The sequence below is a fragment of the Tundrisphaera macrotermitis genome (assembly GCF_051175315.1).
In the GTDB taxonomy this organism is placed as follows: Bacteria; Planctomycetota; Planctomycetia; order Isosphaerales; family Isosphaeraceae; genus Tundrisphaera.
Map to the genome: position 1 here is coordinate 67,230 of NZ_CP195100.1, position 20,766 is coordinate 87,995.

The 20,766-nt window shown below is 71.5% G+C and carries 18 protein-coding genes; 12 read left to right on the forward strand and 6 right to left on the reverse strand.

Going from position 1 to position 20,766, the window contains the following annotated elements; translation table 11 throughout:
• The first annotated feature begins 8 nt into the window (after positions 1-8).
• The 4 genes from TA3x_RS00270 (at position 9) to TA3x_RS00285 (ending at position 3,573) form a co-directional block, all read left to right on the forward strand.
• Positions 9-692 carry a GNAT family N-acetyltransferase gene (locus TA3x_RS00270; RefSeq protein WP_435018109.1) on the forward strand — a complete coding sequence of 228 codons (684 nt, stop codon included), beginning with the start codon at positions 9-11 and terminating at the stop codon, positions 690-692.
• Positions 693-794: 102 nt separating this feature from the next.
• Positions 795-1,679, forward strand: a complete 885-nt coding sequence (locus TA3x_RS00275) for an aspartyl protease family protein (protein WP_435018110.1) — start codon at positions 795-797, stop codon at positions 1,677-1,679.
• Between the two features lie 40 nt (positions 1,680-1,719).
• The gene (locus tag TA3x_RS00280) at positions 1,720-2,523 is read left to right on the forward strand and encodes an aspartyl protease family protein (protein WP_435018111.1); all 804 of its coding nucleotides are present in this window, start codon (positions 1,720-1,722) and stop codon (positions 2,521-2,523) included.
• A 3-nt stretch (positions 2,524-2,526) separates the two neighbouring features.
• Positions 2,527-3,573, forward strand: coding sequence for a DnaA/Hda family protein (locus TA3x_RS00285; protein ID WP_435018112.1), 1,047 nt, complete (start codon positions 2,527-2,529; stop codon positions 3,571-3,573).
• 10 nt (positions 3,574-3,583) lie between these two features.
• On the opposite strand, the gene TA3x_RS00290 is transcribed toward TA3x_RS00285, so the two are convergent.
• From TA3x_RS00290 to TA3x_RS00300, 3 genes are all read right to left on the reverse strand, one after another.
• On the reverse strand, positions 3,584-4,900 hold the full coding sequence (locus tag TA3x_RS00290; RefSeq protein WP_435018113.1) for a carboxymuconolactone decarboxylase family protein: 1,317 nt from the start codon (positions 4,898-4,900) through the stop codon (positions 3,584-3,586).
• Positions 4,901-4,940: 40 nt separating this feature from the next.
• The gene (locus tag TA3x_RS00295; RefSeq protein ID WP_435018114.1) at positions 4,941-5,909 is read right to left on the reverse strand and encodes a DUF1559 domain-containing protein; all 969 of its coding nucleotides are present in this window, start codon (positions 5,907-5,909) and stop codon (positions 4,941-4,943) included.
• Between the two features lie 199 nt (positions 5,910-6,108).
• Complete coding sequence (locus TA3x_RS00300; protein ID WP_435018115.1) at positions 6,109-6,519, reverse strand: hypothetical protein; 411 nt, start codon at positions 6,517-6,519, stop codon at positions 6,109-6,111.
• A 475-nt stretch (positions 6,520-6,994) separates the two neighbouring features.
• On the opposite strand from TA3x_RS00300, the gene gyrA reads away from it, so the two are divergent.
• Positions 6,995-9,661, forward strand: coding sequence for a DNA gyrase subunit A (gene gyrA / locus TA3x_RS00305; RefSeq protein WP_435018116.1), 2,667 nt, complete (start codon positions 6,995-6,997; stop codon positions 9,659-9,661).
• Between the two features lie 28 nt (positions 9,662-9,689).
• Positions 9,690-10,319: a hypothetical protein gene (locus TA3x_RS00310; protein ID WP_435018117.1), complete on the forward strand. Its 630-nt coding sequence runs from the start codon at positions 9,690-9,692 to the stop codon at positions 10,317-10,319.
• 28 nt (positions 10,320-10,347) lie between these two features.
• Here TA3x_RS00310 and TA3x_RS00315 read toward each other — a convergent pair whose 3' ends face one another.
• Positions 10,348-12,240 (reverse strand): RNA polymerase sigma factor, encoded by a 1,893-nt coding sequence (locus TA3x_RS00315; RefSeq protein ID WP_435018118.1) that lies wholly within the window; start codon positions 12,238-12,240, stop codon positions 10,348-10,350.
• A gap of 192 nt (positions 12,241-12,432) precedes the next feature.
• Between TA3x_RS00315 and TA3x_RS00320 the strand changes: the two genes are divergently transcribed.
• The 3 genes from TA3x_RS00320 (at position 12,433) to TA3x_RS00330 (ending at position 15,855) form a co-directional block, all read left to right on the forward strand.
• Positions 12,433-13,401 (forward strand): GDP-mannose 4,6-dehydratase, encoded by a 969-nt coding sequence (locus tag TA3x_RS00320; RefSeq protein ID WP_435018119.1) that lies wholly within the window; start codon positions 12,433-12,435, stop codon positions 13,399-13,401.
• 14 nt (positions 13,402-13,415) lie between these two features.
• A complete protein-coding gene (locus tag TA3x_RS00325) occupies positions 13,416-14,243 on the forward strand; it encodes a Uma2 family endonuclease (protein WP_435018120.1) in 828 nt (275 codons plus the stop codon).
• Positions 14,244-14,343: 100 nt separating this feature from the next.
• Positions 14,344-15,855 (forward strand): rhamnulokinase, encoded by a 1,512-nt coding sequence (locus tag TA3x_RS00330; protein WP_435018121.1) that lies wholly within the window; start codon positions 14,344-14,346, stop codon positions 15,853-15,855.
• 13 nt (positions 15,856-15,868) lie between these two features.
• On the opposite strand, the gene TA3x_RS00335 is transcribed toward TA3x_RS00330, so the two are convergent.
• Both TA3x_RS00335 and larE read right to left on the reverse strand, forming a co-directional pair.
• Positions 15,869-16,408, reverse strand: coding sequence for a hypothetical protein (locus tag TA3x_RS00335; protein WP_435018122.1), 540 nt, complete (start codon positions 16,406-16,408; stop codon positions 15,869-15,871).
• A gap of 60 nt (positions 16,409-16,468) precedes the next feature.
• Positions 16,469-17,392, reverse strand: coding sequence for an ATP-dependent sacrificial sulfur transferase LarE (gene larE, locus TA3x_RS00340; protein WP_435018123.1), 924 nt, complete (start codon positions 17,390-17,392; stop codon positions 16,469-16,471).
• A gap of 153 nt (positions 17,393-17,545) precedes the next feature.
• Between larE and TA3x_RS00345 the strand changes: the two genes are divergently transcribed.
• Genes TA3x_RS00345 through TA3x_RS00355 form a run of 3 tightly spaced genes read left to right on the forward strand, consistent with a single transcriptional unit; the run spans position 17,546 to position 20,753 of the window.
• On the forward strand, positions 17,546-18,604 hold the full coding sequence (locus tag TA3x_RS00345; protein ID WP_435018124.1) for a galactose oxidase: 1,059 nt from the start codon (positions 17,546-17,548) through the stop codon (positions 18,602-18,604).
• Positions 18,601-19,851, forward strand: coding sequence for an MFS transporter (locus TA3x_RS00350; RefSeq protein ID WP_435018125.1), 1,251 nt, complete (start codon positions 18,601-18,603; stop codon positions 19,849-19,851). Before TA3x_RS00345 ends, TA3x_RS00350 begins: the two co-directional genes overlap by 4 nt.
• Positions 19,848-20,753, forward strand: a complete 906-nt coding sequence (locus TA3x_RS00355) for a dihydrodipicolinate synthase family protein (RefSeq protein WP_435018126.1) — start codon at positions 19,848-19,850, stop codon at positions 20,751-20,753. Before TA3x_RS00350 ends, TA3x_RS00355 begins: the two co-directional genes overlap by 4 nt.
• Positions 20,754-20,766: the final 13 nt, after the last annotated feature.

Consider the following 20,766-nt stretch of genomic DNA (forward strand, 5'->3'; position numbering starts at 1 on the left):
GAATCGCCATGCCCTTCATCGAACCCGTCACCCTCGCCGGCCCTTCCTGGGTCACGCTCGAACCGCTGGATGTCGGCCACGAGGCCGGCCTGAGGGGAGCCGCCATCGACGGCGAGGGGTGGAACCTCTGGTACACCGGCGTGCCGGAGCCCGACGCGGTCGGGGCCTACATCGCCTCGGCGCTCGCCATGCGCCGGGATCAGGGGGCCCTGCCCTTCGTCGCCCGCCGCAAGGCCGACGGCGCGGTCGTGGGCACGACCCGGTTCTTCCACGTCGACGCGGCGAACCGCCGGCTGGAAATCGGCCACACCTGGTACGCCCAGTCGGCCCGGCGCACCGGGATCAACACCGAGGCGAAGCTCCTCCTGCTGACGCATGCCTTCGAGTCCCTCGGCTGCATCGCCGTGGAATTCCGCACCCACTTCTTCAACTTCGCCAGCCGCGAGGCGATCGCCCGGCTCGGGGCCAAGCAGGACGGCATCCTCAGGTCGCACCAGATCCTCGCCGACGGGTCGTTGCGCGACACGGTCGTCTTCAGCATCATCGCCCCGGAATGGCCCGCCGTCCGCGCCCACCTGCTCTGGCAACTCGCCCGGCCCCGTCCCCCCTCCCGCCGGCGGCCGGCCGCCGACCTCCCCCTGAAATCGACGATGAGCCCGACGGGCCGGATCGATGCCGGGCCCCGGAAGTGAGCGGCCCGCGATTTCCGGGTGGGGCGTTCCGCCCGGCGGCCGGGCCCGCGTATCATGGGTGGGCCGCCGGTTGGTCGAAGCACGACGGGGGGGATGATGGGCATGATGCGCGGACGGTCGCGGCTCTTGATGATGGGCCTGGGCGCGGTCCTGGCGACGGCCGGGCTGGGCGCCGACGGGGCGAAGCCCGATCGCAAGGTGGGGACCTCGTACCGGATCCCCTATCGGGTCACGGACACGAATCACTTCCTGGTCCGGGTCCGGGTCAACGGCCAGGGCCCGTTCAACTTCCTGGTCGACACCGGGGCCCCCGCCCTGTACGTCGGGACCGAGGTGGCCAAAAAGATCGGGCTGAAGGTCGACCCCGAGGCGTTCTGGACCGAGATCGACCGGCTCGACTTCGAAGGCGGGGCCTCGCTCTCGAACATGAAGGGCCGGGTCGAAGACCCGTTCCAGATGGTCGGGATGAACGCCCTGGGCCTGCCGGGGGCGTCGATCGACGGCATCCTCGGCTTCACCGCGCTGGCCCGGTTCCGGATCGAGCTGGACCCGACCGACGACCGGATGACCTGGACCCGGCTGGACTACGAGCCCAAGGATCCGTTCGTCCCCCGGGCGGCGGTCAAGGCCAAGGCGTCCGGCGAGATGGCGGCGATGAACGCGTTGGGGCCTTTGGCCAAGGCGGCGGCGATGCTGATCGGCAAGCAGCCCGAGGAGCAGCTCCACCCGCGCGGGTCGCTGGGCATCGCCCTGGACGAGTCCGACGAAGGGCCCCGGGTCGCGGGCCTCCTGGCCGAGGGCCCGGCGGCGGGCTCGGAGATCCGCGTCGGGGATCGCCTGTCGAAGGTGGCCGGGCGCGAGGTCAGGTCGGTCAAGGACGCGTTGGCCGCCGTCGCCGGGGTCCGCCCGGGCGACCGCGTCCCGGTCGTGGTCGTCCGGGACGGCCGATCGATCGACCTGAACCTGGCCGCCGGGGAGGGGTTCTGAGATGCCGATCTTCCATCCTCGATTAAAGTTGCGGCTGGGTTTGGGTCTGTTTTTCCTTTTCGCGGGATTGGCCCCCGCCCCGCCCCAGGACGCCCTGAAAGCGCCGGCCTCGGTGCCGTTCGAGTTGGTGGCGTCCAACCACATCGTGGTGCGGGCCAAGATCAACGGCAAGGGGCCGTATCGCCTGGTGTTCGACCTCGGGGCGCCGGTGACTTTGCTGGGCAACCGGGCGGCCGAGGAGTCCGGGGCGATCGCCAAGGACGCCCCGAAGTCGTTCCTGATGGCGATGCGCGGCGAGGGGGACATCAAGTCGATGGAGGTCGGCGACCTGACGGCCTCGGACATCCCGGTCGTCGTCCTGGACCACCCGACGCTCAAGGCGCTGGGCGGGTTCCTGGGCCGGCCGCTCGACGGGATCATGGGCTACACCTTCTTCGCCCGCTACCGGACCACGATCGACTACCAGAGCAAGACCATGAGCTTCGCCCCGGTGGACCACGAGGTCCGCAACCTGATCAAGGAGCTGCCCGACCGATTGGCGGGCCCCAAGGTCGCGAAGGACCGGATCCTGGCCCCGGCCGGGCTGTGGGGCCTGGCCCTGGGCGACCCGGCCGCGGACGGCTCGGGCGTGGCGATCCGGTCGGTGCGCGCCGGCTCGGCCGCCGAGGCGGCCGGCCTGAAGGCGGGCGACCTGCTGACGACGATCGACGGCCGGTGGACGACCAGCGTGGCCGACGTCTTCGCCGCGGCCGGCGGGGTCGCCGCGGGCCGGGATGCCGAGGTCGTGGCGCTCCGCGACGGCCAGGAAGTGCGCCTGACCGTCCGCCCGGTCGGCGGGATCTGACTGGTGGTGGCCGGGCCCGGGCCGTGGGACGGCTACCTGGTCGGACCGGAGAACGCGCTGGCGCAGGCCGGCGTGCTGGCCCTGGCCCGGGGGGAGACCGACGGGGTGTCCCCCCTGGTGATCCACGGCGTGGCGGGCTCGGGCAAGTCGCGGCTGCTGGCGGGGCTGGTCGCCGAATCGCTGATCCGCCGCCCCGGCACGGCGCTGGCGCACCTGGAGGCCGAGGCATTCGCCGCCGCCTGCGCCGAGGCCTCGGCCCGGCCCGGCGGCTGGTCCGACCTCCGCGATCGGTTCCGCCGCCTCGGCCTGTTCGTCCTGGACGACGTCCACGCCCTGGAGCGGGCCCCGTGGGCGATGGCCGAGCTGGCCCACACCCTGGACGCGCTCGACGCGGGCGGCGCGGCGGTGGCGATCGGCGCCCGAGAGGCCCCGATCCACTGGCCGCCGGGCTGGCCGCCCCGGCTGGTCAATCGCCTGGTCGGCGGGCTGGCCGTCCGGGTCGAGCCGCCCGGGCTGGAGACCCGCCGCCGCTACCTCCTGGACCGGGCCCGGGCCCTGGGCATGAACCTGCCCGCCGAGTCGGTCGAGCCGATGGCCGAGGCCGCCGACGGCTTCCGCACCCTGGATGGCTGGCTGGCGCAGGCCGGCCTGGCCGCCCGCGTCGGCCGCAGGCCGCCGGACCTGGAGGTCGTCGGTCCGATCCTCGGGGCCGACCCGGTGGGCGAGCCGCCGGGGCTCGACGAGATCGCCCGGGCGGTGGCCGCCGCGTTCGGCGTCCGGGCCGGCGACCTCCGCGCCGACACCCGACGCGCCGCGGTGGTCGAGGCCCGGCACCTGGCCATGCACCTGGCCCGGGAGCATACGCCGATGAGCTTCCGCGCCATCGGCGCCTTCTTCGGCGGCCGGGATGCCGCCACGGTCCGGCATGCCTGCAAGGCCGCGGCCGACCGCCTGGCCGCCGACCCCGCCCTGGCCGCCGCCTCCGCCGCCCTGGCCCGCAGTTGGGCCAGGGGCGGCGGAGGCGGCCCGGAGGGGGGGGCTCCCCGGTGAATCGATCGGGTCAGCGTTCCAGCGGGAGCCGCGTGGCCTCGGTCACTCGGTCGAAGAACGCCGCCTCGGTGATCAGGTGGATGACCTCGGCGACCTGATGGTCGGTGAACGGGCCCCGCAGGGCCGCGACGTCGGCATCATCGACCAGGGCCGGGTCGACGGTCAGCTTGCGGGCCAGCGCCAGCGCGGCGCGGTCGCCGGCCGAGAACGTCGAGCCGGGGGCGTCGAACGCGTCCACGGTCGCGGGGTCGACGCCCAGCGCCGACAGTCGCTCGCGGGCCTGGCCCAGGGCATACCAGGCGCGGTCGTGGCGGGCGGCCGTGTAGGCGATCTCAGCCTTGAGCTTCGGGTCGAGCGACCCCTTCTCCTCGGCGGCCCGATGCAGGGCGATCCGCGCGGCGCCGGCCTTGGGGAACGTGGCCAGGAGCCGGACGTAGGCGGGCAGCGGCCCCGACGGCCAGTCGCCGGCCACCACCTCGCGGGCCTTGGCGTCGTCGACCAGCGGCAGGATCGGCGTCCTCGTGCGGCAGGCCGCCAGGGCGGCATCGACCTCGGCCGGGGATTCCAGCGGGCCTCGGCGGGCGGGGGCGGCGCAGCTCATCCCCTGCGAGGGCCGGTCCTTGTCCAGCGGGGCGACCGTGCTGACCAGGCCCTGGAATTTGGCCGCCGTGGGCGTCAGGTAGACGCGGTGCTCCTCCTGGGGGATCCGCAGCGCCCCGGTCCAGCGGTTCATGGCGTTGAAGTTGCCCGTGACCAGCAGGATCTCCAGGATCTGCGGGTCGGTGTAGAACCGACGCAGGCCGGCGATGTCCGCCTCCTGGACCGCGTGCGGGGCCAGGGTCAGCTTCTTGGCCACGGCGAACGCGGCGCGCTCGGCCTCGGTGAACTCGGACCAGTCGCCGTCCAGCGCGGCGATCCGGTCCTCGGGCAGGCCGGCGGCGGCGAGCTTGCTCTCCTGGTGGCCCATGCAGTAGGTGCAGTTATTGCCCCGCGAGGCGATCCAGAAGAGCATCGTCTGGAACGGGTGGCCCAGGGTCATCGCCGGGTCCGGCTCGCGAAGGAACCCGGCGCCGGACAGCTCGGCGGGCAGGTAGAACTTCCGCATCCGTCCGTTGTTGACGACCGACCAGTCGCCCCGCTCCGCCTTCTCCTTCTCCTCGGCGGTCAGGGGCGGCAGGGGCAGGCGCGGCTGGTTCTTCTTGGAATCTTCGAGGAACTGCTTCAACTCGACCCGGGTGGCCGGGACCGGGGGGGGGCCGTCGGCGCGGGCGGGGGCGGGCAGGGCGAGCAGGGTCGCCGAGGCGAATGCGGCCAGGCGGGTGCGCATGGGTGAGGCTCCGATGGTTCGGGGATGGGGCGGCCCTGGTTCAGAACTGGTCGGCGCCGACGATCTCGCCGCCGTTGCGGGTCCCGATCGCACGCCAGGCCGCGACGTTGACGGTCTCCTTGATGAATCGGACCGAGCCGTCGCCCATCAGGACGTTGACCCCGCCCGGGTGCTTGCTGTTCGCGGTGGTCATGATCCGCGAGGGCGGGAACATGCAGGACCGGGAGTTGGGCGGCCCGGAGTGCCAGTAGCTGGTAGTCGAGTGGTAGCCGTAGATCCACGGGGCGCCGACGTCGGAAACGCCCTGGAGGGAGATGGTCTTCGGGTCCATCGCCCTGCACTGGGCCACGGCCTCATCGGGGGTGGCCGGGTAGGTGCCGGGCCGGAAGGTGTCGGACCGTTCGGTGGCGACCGTCTGGTTGAAGTCGCCCAGGATGTGCTCGCTGAAGGCCGCCGTGTTGCTCAGGCCGTCGGTGACGTCGGCGATCCGGACCAGCACGTTGGCGAAGAACAGCCCGTCGGGCGCCGGGAGGGCCGTGTTGACGTTGGTCGTGTCGGAGGCCCCGTACCACATCGCGACGCCGGTCCCCTCGTTGGACCGATAGTTGGTCCCCGCGCCGATCGCCGCCGGGATCTGGGCCGAGTCCGACGGGCAGAGCAGGAAGCTGATCGAGGAGAACATGACCGTGGTGTTCATCTCGGCGGCGTAGCCGACGTTGAAGTTGATCGCCGCGCCCAGGTTGCTCTGCTCGACATAGGGAAGGATCCGGGCGATCGGCGAGTACGACATGGCCGACGGGATCGTCCGGCCCAGCGTGAAGCAGCCGTTGGTCCCCTCGTAGTTGTGGAGGGCCAGGCCGATCTGCTTCAGATTATTGGTGCACTGCATCCGGCGGGCGGCCTCGCGGGCGGCCTGCACGGCCGGCAGCAGCAGGGCGATCAGGACGGCGATGATGGCGATCACGACCAGAAGTTCGATCAGCGTGAATGCGGCGCGGCGTCGGCGCATGGGATCTTCCCCGTGGCGAATGGATGAGACAGATGGATCCGGCGATGATGTGTCGGGGCGAGGGACGCCATCCTGTAGACCCCGGGCGGGCGCAATCCCGATCACCGATCGGCCCGGGCATCCGGGGGACGACGGGCGATGATCGACGGACGAGGGCGCACCGGGGGCGTGGATGGGTCGCGCAAGGCGGATGGGGAGATCAGGCGGGGAGTCGGGGCGGGTGGAAGATCGCCGAACCGGCGTGGATGGGGCGGACGATCGCAGGGTCGTCGGGCCGGCCCGCCGAGGGGGGGACGGCGGGGGGCTCGGGCGCGGCCAGGGTGGCGCGGGCCTCGACATCGACCGTCGTCGCGGGGGCGGACGTCGTCGGTGTCGCGGGGTTCCCCGAGCAGGACGGGCCATTGCAGGGCTTCGGCGCCTTCGGGGCCGCGTCCTGCCGGCCGGCTCCCTCGGCGAACGGGTCGCCCAGGTCGATCGCCGCCCGGTGCCGGGAATCCTGGGCGCAATCGGCCTTCGCGTCCTTCCCGCCGACCGCGCACAGGCCGATCATCAGGAGCGTCCAGGACGCCCCCGCGATGATGCGGGCCCGGGTGGAGGAGGAAAACGGCATGGCACGTCGACCAGGGAGAAGGGGCACGGATCGCGCGGGAAGGCACGATCGAAGCATCAGGCTACATTCCGGCCGGGCATCGGGCAAGGGTCAGATCGGAAAAATTCGGGGGTGCTGATCCCGGCGACGACCGGGCCGCCCCCGCACTCGCCGGAGGGCCCCTCGGATGCCCCGCCGCCCGGGGCCCGGGCCGGGCCGGATCGATCCCTCCCCGGCCCGGCCGCCGCCCCCCGCCCCGGAGGGCGGGACGATCCCCGACGAGGCCGGCGGGGGCTCCCCCCGTGGCCCGGCCCGGGTGGGTGCAAACCCTTTGAACGATCCCGATTTAGGTGGGGTCGGGCCGGGGCCGCTCCGCGTTGCCGGTCCCGGGCGTTTCGTGTACAATGATCCCCCTGGAGTCCGGTCGGGGCGGGCGGGGTGGTCCCGGCCGCGACGCGACGCCCCGCTTGCTGGTGAGTCCGCCGAGGGATCGAACGTGAGCACCGCCTCTCCCGCCAACCCCGATCACCTGCCCACGCCGCTGCTGAACATCGAGGAGGAGCTCAAGGAGAGCTACCTCAACTATGCGATGTCGGTCATCATCAGCCGCGCCCTGCCCGACGTCCGCGACGGGCTGAAGCCGTCGCAGCGGCGCATCCTGACGGCGATGCTCGACCTCGGGCTCAACCCGGGCGGGTCGACCAGCAAGTGCGCGGGGATCGTCGGCGAGACGATGAAGCGGTACCACCCGCACGGCGATGCCTCGATCTACCCGGCCCTGGCCCGCCTGGCGCAGTGGTGGAACATGCGCCACCTGCTGATCACCGGGCAGGGGAACTTCGGCTCGATCCACGGCCTGCCCCCGGCCGCCATGCGGTACACCGAGGCGAAGCTGAGCCCGATCGCCGCCGAGATGCTCGAAGACATCCGGCTGGACACGGTCGACTTCCAGCCCAGCTACGACGAGAAGCACCAGGAACCCCGGGTCCTGCCGGCGAAGTTCCCCAACCTGCTGGTCAACGGCTCGGGCGGCATCGCCGTGGGCATGGCCACCAGCATCCCGCCCCACAACCTCGGCGAGGTGTGCGACGCCGCGGTCGCCCTGATCGACGACCCCGACATCGATCTCGACGGTTTGATGGCCCACGTCCAGGGGCCCGACTTCCCCACCGGCGCCACCATCTGCGGCCGATGGGGCATCCGCGAGGCCTACCGCACCGGCCGCGGCAAGGTGATCCTCCGGGCCAAGTACACGATCGAGGAGCAGAAGGACGGCCGGTCGCAGATCATCTTCACCGAGATCCCCTACCAGCTCACCAAGGAGCCCCTGCTCAAGAAGCTGGCCGAGCTGGTCAACGGCGACCGCGTGACCGGCGTGACCGACATCGTCGACGAGAGCGACCGCAAGCAGCCGGTCCGGATCGTCGTGAAGGTCAAGAAGGGGGAAGACCCGGTCGTCATCCTCAACCAGTTGTATCAATACTCCCCGCTCCAGGACTCGTTCAGCGTCATCATGCTGGCGCTGGTCGACGGCCGCCCGCGCACGCTGCCCCTCAAGGAGATGCTCCGCCTGTTCGTGGAGCATCGGGTCAACGTGATCCGCCGGCGGACCCAGTACCAGCTCCGCCAGGCCCGGCAACGGGCCCACATCGTCGAAGGTTTGCTGATCGCGCTGGCCTACATCGACGAGATCATCCGCGTGATCCGGTCGTCGGCCAACCCGGTCGAGGCCCGCGCCCGGTTGATGGGGATGGAGGTCTCCGCCGAGATCCTCCGGCGCGCCCTCAACGACGAGGACGCCAAGCCGACCGGCGGGCTGACCCGGATGCAGGCCGACGCCATCCTGGCCATGCGGCTCCAGCAGCTCACCGGGCTGGAGCTGGACAAGCTGGCCGCCGAGTACACGTCGCTCCGCGAGGCGATCGGCAACTACGAGCGGATCCTCGGGGACGAGCGGCTGATCCTCGACATGATCCGCGCCGACCTCCGCGAGCTGAAGCACAAGTACGCCGACCCCCGGCGGAGCTTGATCGACCCCGAGGAACTCGGCGACTACGACAAGGAAGCCCTGATCCGCGAGGAGTACATGGTGGTGACCGTCACCCACGACGGCTACATCAAGCGGCTCCCGCCCAGCACCTACCGCGCCCAGAACCGGGGCGGCCGCGGGATCTCGGCCACCAACACCAAGGGCGACGACTTCCTCGAACACATGTTCGTGGCCCTGACCCACGACTACATCCTGTTCTTCACCGACCACGGCAAGGTCTACTGGCTGAAGGTCTACGACATCCCCGAGCAGACCCGGACCTCGGGCGGCCGGGCCATCGTTAACCTCCTCCAGCTGGCCGAGGGGGAGAAGATCACCGGGCTGGTCCCGGTCCGCGAGTTCCGCGAGGACGAGAGCCTGTTCATGGTCACCCGGCGCGGGACGGTCAAGAAGACCGACCTCACCGCCTTCAAGCGCCCCCTGGGCCGCGGGATCATCGCCCTGGGCCTGGACGAAGGGGACGAGCTGATCGGCGTGGCCCGGGTCAAGGCCAACGACCAGGTCATCCTGAGCACCCGCGAGGGGATGTCGATCCGCTTCGACGAGTCGCGGGTCCGCTCCATGGGCCGCCCCGCCTTCGGCGTCCGGGGGATCGACCTGGAAGAAGGGGACGAGGTCATCGGCATGGTCGTGGCCAACGGCGACGACGACCCGGCCAGCCTCCTGACGGTCTGCGCCAACGGCTTCGGCAAGCGGACCGCCCTGACCGAATATCGCTCGCAGAACCGGGGCGGCAAGGGGCTGATCGACATCAAGGTCACCGACCGCAACGGCCCGGTGGTCGCCATCAGCAAGGTCACCGACGCCGACGAGGTGATGCTCACCACCAGCGGCGGCATCCTGATCCGCACCGCCGTGGCCGACATGCGGCTGATCGGCCGCAACACCCAGGGCGTCCGCCTGATCCGGGTCGAGGAAGGCGCGTCGGTCAGCTCGCTGGCCAAGCTCCCCGAGACCGAGTTGCGGGTCTCCGACGACACCCCGGCCCTCGAATCCGGCGGCGTCACCGCCCCGCCCCCGCCCGAGCACATCCTCGACGACGGCGTCGGCGAGGCCGAGGCCACCGGCCACATCGACGACATGGACGCCGACGGCGAGCCCGACGCGGAGTGACCTCAACCTATTTTGTCGGGGGTGAGCAATGATCGCCTACGAAGATCGGTTGAAGCTGGATCGGAGGTGGGCCTTGAATGAAGGGGGGTGGCATTTCGATAAGGACAGCGAGCTGTTCAGGACGATGCGGCAGATTGCAAAACGCTTGAACGATCTCGAAATTCCTTACGCGATCGTCGGCGGCATGGCGCTCTTCGAGCACGGCTATGAGCGCTTCACCACCGACGTGGATCTCCTGGTCTCCCCGGACGGCCTTCGCCTGATCCACGAGCGATTGGAGGGGCTGGGCTACGTCCCCCCGTTTCAGGGGAGCAAGCAACTCCGGGACGTCGAGACCGGCGTCCGGATCGAGTTCCTGGTCACCGGAGCTTATCCCGGCGACGGCAAGCCGAAGCCGGTCGCCTTCCCGGACCCCGCCGAGGTCGGCATCGACCGCGACGGGATCACCTACCTGAACCTGCCCAGCTTGGTCGAGCTGAAGCTGGCCTCGGGCATGACCGGCGGGATGCACCGGCTCAAGGATTTCGCCGACGTCATCGAACTCATCAAGATCCGGGCCCTGCCCGCCGAGTTCGCCGAGCAGCTGAACCCCTATGTCCGCGATCGATACCTGGAGATCTGGCACGGACTCCAGGAGCCGACGAGCTTCGAGCACTGAAGGCCCCGCGTCCTGGAGCCGATCGCTACTACTGGTCGTCCTTGGTGCTGATGTGGGTCCAGTCACCGGTCTTGGGGTCATAGATGTGAACGACGTCCCCGTCCACGATAGTGATCTCGCCAGCGAGGTCGCCGGGCCCGATCGTTGAGAGATCGCTCAACATCCCATCCATGCCCAGCTTTCCACCCATGCCCATGCCCATGCCCATGCCCTTGACCGGGGACCGTGACCGTTCCAGCACGCTCCATTTCTTCGCCTGGGCGCTGTAGATATAAAGGAACCGGCCGACCTCATAGCGTGCGGTGCCTGCCGCCACGAAGGGTTGGATGAGACCATCGGCCGGCTCCTTGAGCTCGAAATCCGACCAGACATCCTCCGCGCGGTTGTAGACCGTGATCCGGGAGATCTTCGGGCCCTCGACCTTGAATGCGGTCAGGGAACCCGAGCCGTCCGAGGCCCCCGAGATCGAGGTGGCCGGATCCTTCAACTCGTGTTCGGACCAGCGGAACTCTTTCAAATCGAAGATTGCCGCCCGGGTGATCGCGGGCCCGCTCATCTCGGGGATCACCAGGCGGCCGCTGAAGATGGCCCTCATCTGCGTCACGGCACCCCTGGGCATCTGGAAAGTCGCCTTCTTCTGGGTCGCCGTGTCGATCATGGTGATCCGATCGTTCGCCCCGGAACGCACGACGATCACACGCGAGGCGCCGGCCCGGGCGATCTGCGTGACGGATGGAGATGGTGCGACACCTCCCCCCATCCCGGCCATGCCGCCGCCGGCCATCATCCCGCCTGCCCCGCTTTTGGGCGTCATCCCGCCCATCCCGCTCACGGATTTGGGGCTGGCATTGATCAGGGGCTGGGCCCTCGGGTTGCGGCGAATGGCCAGTTCCTGTTCGAGCCGCTCGATTCGCTCGTTGGCGGAGGCGAGGTCCTTCTTCAAGGACACGACCTCGGTAGCAAGCTGCTCCTCGATCGGTACGAGAGCCGACCCGGGAGGGGCCCCGGCGGTCTTCTCGGGAGCCGGCGAGTCCTGGGTCGACAGGATGGGCGATGGGCCGTTCGCGGGGGGGGCACCCTGCCGTCCGATGGCCGAGGCACCTCCCACCGCGAGCCCGACGATCAGGCCGGCCGCCCCGAGTGTCATCAGCTTGTTCCAGTACATGGCAAGCAACGCTCCTGACATGAGGTGTGCAACCTGCGTCGGGATCGACGATCCGGCGGCGGTCGCGAGCTGGGCCGTGGCGGAGATCAACGCTTCGGGGACCGAGGTGCCGGGACGCAGGGCGACGAGGCCCGCCGAAGGGGACAGGCCGAGGCGGGAGAGCCGGGATCGGAGCCGGTCGCGGCCCCCGGCCAGGCGGCTGCGGACGGTGCCGACCGGCCAGCCGAGCCGGGTGGCCGCCTCGTCGTGGGTCAGCCCTTCCAGGTAGCAGAGGACCAGGGGGACGCGGTACTTCTCGGGCAACCGGCCGAGTTCGTCGTCGAGCGTGCGGCGGAGTTCGTCGGCCTCGACCGGGCAAACTGCGTCGGCGGGGGCCGGCGAGTCGATGGGAAAGGGGCGTTCGCGGGATCGGCGGAGGGCGGCCCGGGCCCGGGCGCGGGCGGCGACGCGGCGGGCGACGCCGTGGAGCCAGGGGCCGAGGCGGTCGCCGTCGCGGATCGACCCGGCGCGGCGGGCCAGGACCAGGAAGGTCGCCTGAAACGCGTCGTCGACCTCGTCGGGCCGGTCCAGGGCGCGGCGGCACACGCCCAGGACCATCGGCCCGTGCCGCGACACCAGGGCCTCGAAGGCGGCCCCGTCCCGGTCGCGGGCGAACCGGTCCAGGAGCGACCGCTCGCCCACGGCCGCCGCCGTCCCGCCCGGGCCGAACAGCCGCGTGATCTGGGCCATCGCCGGGCCATATCGACCGCTCGCCATCGTCCCGCGCCTCCCCGACCCCGATGCCCTCGACCCATAGACTACGCCCGGCGGCGGTCCCAATCTCGGAATCTTGCGGATCGCCGCGATTTCGGGCGGCCCAAGCTCGCCTTGCCCGTCCTGCGGACCGAGGATACGGTAGCCGACGACCGGGCCCCTTCCCTTTTCCGCTCCGATACGAGGCGACCGCCCATGCGCGCGCTGGTGACAGGCATCTCGGGTTTCGTGGGCGGCCACCTGGCCGAACACCTGGTGCGCCATGAGGATCAGGTGGTCGGGCTGTCGGCCTCGGGGCGCTGGCCCGACGACCTGGCGCACCTCTCCGGCAAGATCCGGATCGAGCCGTGCGACCTGGCGGCGATCTCCGTCGAGGCCATGACCGACCTGCTGGCGCGGAAGCAGCCCGAGGTGATCTACCACCTGGCGGCGCAGGCCAACCCCCAGGCCAGCGTGGCCGACCCCAGGGGCACCTGGGCGTTGAACCTGGGCGGGGCCCTGACCCTGCTGGAGTCGGTCAAGGCCGCCGGGCTGAGGACCCGCGTGGTGCTGGTCGGCTCCGGGGTCTGCTACGGCAACCCCACGCCCGAGCAGATGCCGGTCTCGGAAAGCTGCCCGCTCCGGCCCAACAACCCGTATTCGGCCAGCAAGGGGGCCGCCGACCTGCTGGGAGTGCAGCACTTCCTGGCCCACGGGACCGACGTGGTGATGGCCCGCCCGTTCAACCACGCAGGCCCCCGGCAGTCGTCCAAGTACGTCCTGGGCGGGCTGGCGCGGCAGGTGGCCGAGGTCGAGGCCGGGATCGCCCCCCGCGTCGAGGTCGGCAACCTCGACATCGTCCGCGACTTCGCCGACGTCCGCGACGTGGTCCGGGGCTATCACCTCCTGGCGACCCGGGGCGACGCCGGGGAGATCTACAACCTGGGCTCGGGCCGGGGCACCCGCCTGTCCGACGCCCTGGAGATCCTCCGGGGCCTGGCCACCGTGCCGATCGAGGTCCACGTCGACCCCGCGCGGGTCCGCCCGGTCGACCAGCCCTTGCTGGTGGCCGACGCCTCGAAGCTCCGCGCCGCGACCGGCTGGGAACCGCGGTTCTCGATCGAACAGACCCTGGAGGATATGCTGGATGGCTGGCGCCAGGCGCTCCGATCGTCGCCCCAGTGAGTGAGGCCGGACCCATGAGCATCGAGGCCAAATCCCGCGTCGAGGCCGACCCGTTCCGTTACGGCTACCGGGTCGTCGCCCGCAAGAGGCCCGACGGCCGCGTCGAGACCGCGGAGGTGCCGCTCTCCCTGGAAGACCTCCTGTTCCCCCGGGAGGGAGATCAAGAGTTGCACAATCAGGAGCACATCGAGCTCTGCCTCGACCTCTATGCGGTCTTCCGGGAACGCCTGCGTCATGATCCCGGGGCGTTGGTCCTGACCGACCATCGGGTCGACTACAACGTGCCGGGGATCCCGCCCGTCGGCCCCGACGTCGCGATCTTCCGGGATGCGGCCGTCTCGCCCGGCACCGCGACCGTCGACCTCGGCGAAGGCGGCCGCCCCGTCCTGGTGATCGAGGTCACCTCGCCCGAGACGCGCAAAAACGATTTCGGGATCAAGAAAGAGATCTATCACCGGGCGGGAGTCCCGGTGTATGCGATCGTCGATCTGCGACCCACGCGCAAACGACCCCGTTCGCTGCACGGTTTCCGGCACACGCCCGAGGGCTACGAGCCGATCCCGCCCGACGATCAGGGCCGGCTCTGGTTGGAACCGGTGAACCTCTGGCTGGCCATCGCCGATGACCGCGTGATTTGCCTGGATGGCGAGACCGGCGCGAAGATCGGCGACTACCTCGAACAGGTCCAGGGTCGACGCGAGGCCGAGGCCCGCGCCGAGGCCGAGCGTGCCCGCGCCGAGGCCGAGCGTGCCCGCGCCGAGGCCGAGCGTGCCCGCGCCGATACGTTCGAGGCGAGGCTCGCGGCGATGGAGGAGGAGATCCGCAAGCTCAAGGGCGGCTGACGGGCGGCGGTGGCTTCCGTCGCGGGGGGTTCCGCGCTAGGATGGGGCGATCCGGCTCGATGCCTCCTCCCACCGAAACGATTCCGAGGTCCCTCGCGCGATGGCCGACAGCAGCAAGACGACCGATTACCTGGCCCTGGACCTGGGGGCCGAGAGCGGACGCGGGATGATCGGCCGGTTCGACGGCGAACGCCTGCAGTTGGAGGAGGTCCACCGCTTCCCCAACGGCCCGGTCCGCCTGCTCAACACCCTGCACTGGGACGTCCCCCGTCTCTGGGACGAGATGAAGGCGGCGATCCGCAAGGCGGTGGCCGGCTATCCCGGGCTGGACGGCGTGGGCGTGGACACCTGGGGCGTCGACTTCGGCCTGGTCGGGCGGGGAGAGACCCTGCTGGGCAACCCGGTCCACTATCGCGACGCCCGCACCGACGGGGTGATGGAGGCGGCCGCCAGGACCCTGCCCCGCGAGGCGATCTACGAGGCGACCGGGCTCCAGTTCCTCCCGTTCAACTCGATCTATCAGTTGATCGCCATGAAGCAGGCCGGTTCGCCCCTGCTGAAGATGGCCGAATCCCTCCTGCTGATGCCCGACCTGTTCGGCTGGCTGATGACCGGGCGGAGGGTCGGCGAGCGGACCAACGCCACGACCACCCAGCTTTATGACCCCCGCGCCGGGTCCTGGTCCGACGATTTGTGCCGGGCCTTCGACCTGCCCCGCGCCATCCTGCCCGAGTTGATCGACCCAGGGACCGAGCTGGGGCCGATGCTCGGGTCGGTCGCCGACGAGGTGGGCCTGCGGTCGCCGCTCACCGTCCTGATGCCGGGCACGCACGACACCGCCAGCGCCGTGGCGGCCGTGCCGGCGGTGGTGGCCGACCCGACCGCGCCCCCCGACTGGTGCTACCTCAGCTCCGGGACGTGGTCCTTGCTGGGCGTGGAGGTCCCCCGGCCGATCATCACCGCCGAGACCCTCCGGGCGAACTTCACCAACGAGGGGGGCGTGGCCGGCACGACCCGGCTCTTGAAGAACATCATGGGCCTGTGGCTGGTCCAGGAATGCCGCCGGACCTGGGCCCGCGCCGGGCGCGAGTTCTCCTATGATGAGCTGATCGCCGCGGCCCGCGAGGCCCGGCCGTTCGCCACCTTGGTCGACCCCGACGACCCGTCGTTCTTCGCCCCCGGCGACATGCCGGCGCGGATCGCCGCGTTCGCCGCCCGGACCGGCCAGCCGGTCCCCGAGGGGGAGGGGGGCTTCGTCCGCTGCGCCCTGGAGAGCCTGGCCCTGAAGTATCGCTGGACGGTGCGGCGGCTGGAGTCGATCGTCGGCACCACGATCCGGGCGATCCACGTGGTCGGCGGCGGGTCGCGCAACGCCCTGCTCTGCCAGTTCACGGCCGACGCCTGCGGCGTGCCGGTCCACGCCGGGCCGGTCGAGGCGACGGCGGCCGGCAACATCCTGCTCCAGGCGATGGCCCGGGGCCGGATCGGCTCGCTGGCCGACGCCCGCGCCGTGGTGGCCCGGTCGTTCCCGGTGGCGACCTTCGAACCGCAGGACGCCGGGGCCTGGTCCGAGGCGATCGGCCGCTTCGACGGGCTCGTCCCGCCGGCCTGATCCGGCCGGTCGATCAACGCTTCGGGACGGCGATCCCGCAGGAGCGGCAGGAGGAGGTCCCCAGGTGGACCGGCTTGCCGCACTGCGGGCAGACGCGGAGCCCGGCCTCGCCCCGGCGGGCCGCCGCCTGCGGCGAGATCTCGGCGGTGCTGGGCGGCTTGTCGTCCGACATCGGTGGGGTGATGGGGGCGGCGGGCCCCAGGTGGCGGCGCGACCAGGCCTCGATCCGGGCGAGGTCGGCCGCGTTGAACTCCTCGGTCGGGGTCTCGGCGTCGTCGGACGGGTTGGTCGTCCGGGCCTCGGCCGTGGCGATCACCCGCCCGCAGTCGGGGCATCGGCCGTGGGTCGGCCCGGACGAGGCGTCGATCTTGAGCCGGCGCCCGCACGGGCAGAAGAAGCGGAGGAAGCCGTCGGAGTCGGGCACCGGCGGCGGGACCGGCGCCTTGCGGCGGATGATCCGCACCTTCGCCGAGCACTTGGGGCAGACGATCCGCTCGGCGTTGCCGGCGAGTGCATCCAGGGGCTCGCCGCACCGACAGGTCAACGCAGCCATGACGCCCCCGGATCGATCGCTCATTCGTGACAGGAACGGGCCCGCCCCGGCCCGGCGGGGTCAGACGACGGTCAGCCGGGGCGACGCGGACGCCGGGGCCTGGAGCCGATCCAGCGGGATCAGGGTGTTCAGGCTCCCGGAGCGGAACCCTTCCAGGTCCAGCGTCACGAACTTGAAGCCCAGGGCCTTGAAGGCGGGGATCAGCTCGCGGCGCACCGCCACGTCGGCCAAGGCGGCGACCTCCTCCACCGGGACCTCGATCCGCGCCAGGTCCCCCTTGTGGTAGCGGACGCGGAGCAGGCGCAAACCCCTCTGGCGGAGCCACGACTCGGCCTCGTCGACCATCCGGACCTTCTCGGCCGAGACCTCCTCGCCGTAGGCGATCCGGCTCGACAGGCAGGGGGTGGCCGGCTTGTCCCAGGTGGGCAGGCCCCAGGCCTTGGCCAGGGCGCGGACGTCGGCCTTGGTCAGCATGGCCTCCTGCAACGGGTGTCGGACCCCGTGCTCGCCGGCCGCCTTCATGCCGGGGCGGTGGTCCCCCTGGTCGTCGAGGTTGGCCCCGGAGGCGATCGTCTCCACCCCCAGCGCGTCCTTCAGGCCCGCCAGGCGGCCGTACAGCTCGCTCTTGCAGAAGTAGCAGCGGTCCGGGTTGTTGCGGAGGTAGTTGGGGTCGGCGAACTCCTCGGTGCGGATCACCCGATGGTCGATCCCGATCTGCACGGCGAGCGCCTGGGCCTCTTCCAGCTCGCCGGAGGCCAGGCTTTCCGACGCCGCCGTGACGGCCACCGCGCCGTCGCCCACGGCGACCTGCGCCGCCTTGGCGACCACGGCGCTATCGACGCCCCCCGAGTAGGCGACGGCCAGCCGGCCATAGCCCCGGAGGATGTCCAGCAGCCGCTCGCGCTTGCCGACGAGATCCGGGTCGTTCCACTCGCTCAAGGTCCACCCCCACTTCGAGACGAATCCGGACTTCGGTCGTTTCATTCTATCCCCGCCGGGCGCCCCGCCTCAAGACACCGACGCCGATCGGCCCCGGTCCCCGATCGGGGTGGGGGGCGATTGAGGCCCCGCGCCGGGCCCGCTACACTCCGCATCACGACCTGGTATCTCGACGACGCGGCCGGGGATGGATGGACCATGAGGACGAACCTGCCCTGGCTGCTGGCCCTGATCCTGGCCGGCCCGCCGGCCGAGGCCGGATCCGGGCGGTGGGAGCGATTGCCCTCCCTGCCCGACCGCGAGGGGTTCGCCGGCTCGTTCGCCGGGGTGAGCGGCGGGGCGCTGGTGGTCGCCGGCGGGGCCAACTTCCCCGGCGCGAAGCCCTGGGAAGGGGGCACCAAGGCCTGGACCGACGCCGTGTTCGTGCTGGACCGGCCCGGGGGGGAATGGAAGATGGCCGGGAAGTTGCCCCGGCCCCTGGGCTATGGCGTGTCGGCCACCTGGGGCGATGGGGTGATCTGCGTCGGGGGCAGCGACGCGGGCCGGCATCACGCGGACGCCTTCCGGCTCGTTTGGAAGGACGGTCGGATCGCCGTCGAGCCGTTCCCCGCCCTGCCCCAGCCGGTGGCCAACGCCTGCGGGGCCGTGGTCGGCAACACCCTGTACGTCGCGGGCGGGCAGGAGACGCCCGACGCGACCGGGGCGCTGGATGCGGCCTGGGCGATCGACCTGGATGCCCCGAGCCCGGCCTGGCGGGCCATCGCCGCCTGCCCCGGGGGCGGGCGGATCCTGGCCGTGGCCGCCGCGTGCGACGGGGCGTTCTGGGTCGCCGGCGGCGCGGGGCTGGAGGCCGGCGAGGGGGGCAAGGCGGTGCGTCGCTACCGGACGGATGCCCATCGATTCGACCCCGGCCGGGGCTGGACCCGGGTGGCCGACCTGCCCCGCCCGGTCGTCGCGGCGCCCTCCCCGGCCCCGTCCGATGCGCGGGGGTTCCTCGTCGCGGGGGGCGACGACGGGTCGCGGGCCGGGATGGCCCAGGAACGGCACACCGGTTTCGATCGGAAGGCGATCCGGTTCGACCTCGCCGCCGGCCGGTGGGCCGGCGCCGGCGACCTCCCCGCGCCCCGGGTGACGGTGCCGGCGGTCCGGTGGGGTCGGTCGTGGGTCATCCCGGGGGGCGAGGTCCGGCCCGGGGTCCGATCGCCCGAGGTCTGGAGTTGGACGTCCGACGCCGCCACGGAGACGGCACGCCCATGACGAACCCTTCCTCGACCTTGCCCCGGATGGCGTGGCGGGTGGTGATCCTGCTCTGGCCGGTGGCCCTGCTCAACTACCTCGACCGCCAGATGCTGGCGTCGATGAAGTCGTCGTTGATGCACGACCTCCCGGACATCGGCACGGAGCAGAACTGGGGGTTCATGCTCGGCCAGTTCAAGTGGGTGTATGCGATCCTCAGCCCGGTCGGCGGCTACGTCGCGGACCGGTTCGGCCGCCGGTTCACGATCTGCGGGAGCCTGTTCGCCTGGTCGGCGGTGACGTGGTGGACCGGCCACGTCGGCAGCTACCAGGAACTCCTCTGGGCCCGGTCGCTGATGGGGATCAGCGAGGCGCTCTACATCCCGGCGGCCCTGGCCCTGATCGCCGATTACCACGCCGGTCCGACCCGGTCGCGGGCGGTCGGCTTGCACCAGATGGCCATCTACTGCGGCGTGATCGCCGGCGGGTTCGGCGGCTACGCGGCCGACTCCCCCGCCATCGGCTGGCGGTCGGCGTTCGTCGCCTGCGGCCTGTTCGGGATGATTTATGCGGCCCCCCTGCTGTTCCTGATCCGGGACCTCCCCCGGGCCGATCCGAAACGCGACGCGGAGAAGCCCTCGCCGCTCCGGGCCGGGCTCGAACTGCTGGCCAACCCGTCGTTCCTCCTGCTGGTGGCCTACTTCACCCTCCCGGCGCTGGCGGGTTGGGTGGTGCGCGACTGGATGCCGGCGATCCTCAAGCAAAGGTTCTCCATCGGCCAGGGGTACGCGGGGGTGGCGGCCACCCTGCCCTGGCAGGCGGCGGCCATCGTCGGCGCCGTGCTCGGCGGGTGGCTGGCGGATCGCTGGATGGGTTACAACGAGCGCGGGCGGATCTACGTCAGCGCCATCGGGATGGGCCTGATCGTCCCGGCGATCTTCGGCGTGGGCAACGCCGGGACCCTGGCCGTGGCGGTGGTGTTCCTGGTGCTGTTCGGGCTCGGCTGGGGCTTCTTCGACGGCAACAACATGCCGATCCTCTGCCAGGTCGTCCGGCCCGAGTTGCGCGCCACCGGCTACGGCCTGATGAACCTGGTGAGCATCAGCTGCGGCGGGCTGGCCGACTGGGGATTCGGCGCGATGCGCGACCGCGGCGTGCCGCTCAACGTGATCTTCGGCACCTTCGCCGGCGCCGCGATCCTCTCGATCGTCCTGGTCCTGCTGATCCGGCCGGCCAGGCCCCTCCCCCCTCAGGACCTTCCCGCATGACCGCGAAGCTGCACGGGCTCGTCGCCGCCACCCACACCCCGTTCGACGCCGAGGGCCGGCTCGCCCTGGATGTCGTGGAGAAGCAGGCCGAGCACCTCGCCCGCGCCGGGGCGTCCGCCGTGTTCATCGGCGGGAGCACCGGGGAGAGCCACTCGCTGACCGTCGCGGAACGCCTGGCGCTGGCGGAGCGGTGGGTCGCCGTGGCGAAGGGGTCGCCCCTGCGGGTCGTGGTCCACGTCGGGTCGAACTGCCTGGAGGATTCGAAAACCCTGGCCGAGCAGGCCCAGCGGCTCGGGGCCGCCGCGATCTCGGCGTTGTCCCCGTCCTACTTCAAGCCGCCGAGCCTGGACGTGCTGGTGGAGTGCTGCCGGGCGATCGCCGGCGCGGCCCCGGGGCTGCCGTTCTACTTCTACGACATCCCGTCGATGACCGGCGTCCAGCTCCCCATGCCGGACTTCCTGGTCCGGGCCGAGGGCCGGATCCCGACCCTGGCCGGGATCAAGTTCACCAACCCCGACCTGATGGCCTACCAGCTCTGCCTCCGCAGCCACGAAGGCCGGTTCGACATCCCCTGGGGGACCGACGAATCCCTCCTCGCGGCGCTGGCGGTGGGGGCGCAGGGCGGGGTGGGCAGCAGCTACAACTTCGCCGCGCCGCTCTACCTCCGGGTGATCGAGGCGTTCCGCGCCGGGGACCTCGACGCCGCCCGCGAGTGGCAATTCCGCTCGGTCCGGCTGATCCGGCTCCTGGCCGGGTTCGGCTACATGGCGGCGGCCAAGGCCACGATGGGCCTGCTCGGCGTGCCGGTCGGCCCGCCCCGCCTGCCCAACGCCGGCCTCGGACCGGGGCGGCACGAGGAGCTGCGCGGGGCGTTGGAACGCCTCGGCTTCTTCGACTGGTGAGGCCGGGCGTTCG

Excerpts from the sequence above, each read along its gene's own strand:
- TA3x_RS00270 (WP_435018109.1), top strand. The coding sequence starts at position 9 with ATGCCCTTCATCGAACCCGTCACCCTCGCCGGCCCTTCCTGGGTCACG.
- TA3x_RS00275 (WP_435018110.1), top strand. The coding sequence starts at position 795 with ATGATGCGCGGACGGTCGCGGCTCTTGATGATGGGCCTGGGCGCGGTC.
- TA3x_RS00290 (WP_435018113.1), bottom strand. The coding sequence starts at position 4,900 with ATGCGCACCCGCCTGGCCGCATTCGCCTCGGCGACCCTGCTCGCCCTG.
- TA3x_RS00295 (WP_435018114.1), bottom strand. The coding sequence starts at position 5,909 with ATGCGCCGACGCCGCGCCGCATTCACGCTGATCGAACTTCTGGTCGTG.
- TA3x_RS00300 (WP_435018115.1), bottom strand. The coding sequence starts at position 6,519 with ATGCCGTTTTCCTCCTCCACCCGGGCCCGCATCATCGCGGGGGCGTCC.
- TA3x_RS00310 (WP_435018117.1), top strand. The coding sequence starts at position 9,690 with ATGATCGCCTACGAAGATCGGTTGAAGCTGGATCGGAGGTGGGCCTTG.
- TA3x_RS00315 (WP_435018118.1), bottom strand. The coding sequence starts at position 12,240 with ATGGCGAGCGGTCGATATGGCCCGGCGATGGCCCAGATCACGCGGCTG.
- TA3x_RS00320 (WP_435018119.1), top strand. The coding sequence starts at position 12,433 with ATGCGCGCGCTGGTGACAGGCATCTCGGGTTTCGTGGGCGGCCACCTG.
- TA3x_RS00325 (WP_435018120.1), top strand. The coding sequence starts at position 13,416 with ATGAGCATCGAGGCCAAATCCCGCGTCGAGGCCGACCCGTTCCGTTAC.
- TA3x_RS00330 (WP_435018121.1), top strand. The coding sequence starts at position 14,344 with ATGGCCGACAGCAGCAAGACGACCGATTACCTGGCCCTGGACCTGGGG.
- TA3x_RS00335 (WP_435018122.1), bottom strand. The coding sequence starts at position 16,408 with ATGGCTGCGTTGACCTGTCGGTGCGGCGAGCCCCTGGATGCACTCGCC.
- larE (WP_435018123.1), bottom strand. The coding sequence starts at position 17,392 with ATGAAACGACCGAAGTCCGGATTCGTCTCGAAGTGGGGGTGGACCTTG.
- TA3x_RS00345 (WP_435018124.1), top strand. The coding sequence starts at position 17,546 with ATGAGGACGAACCTGCCCTGGCTGCTGGCCCTGATCCTGGCCGGCCCG.
- TA3x_RS00350 (WP_435018125.1), top strand. The coding sequence starts at position 18,601 with ATGACGAACCCTTCCTCGACCTTGCCCCGGATGGCGTGGCGGGTGGTG.
- TA3x_RS00355 (WP_435018126.1), top strand. The coding sequence starts at position 19,848 with ATGACCGCGAAGCTGCACGGGCTCGTCGCCGCCACCCACACCCCGTTC.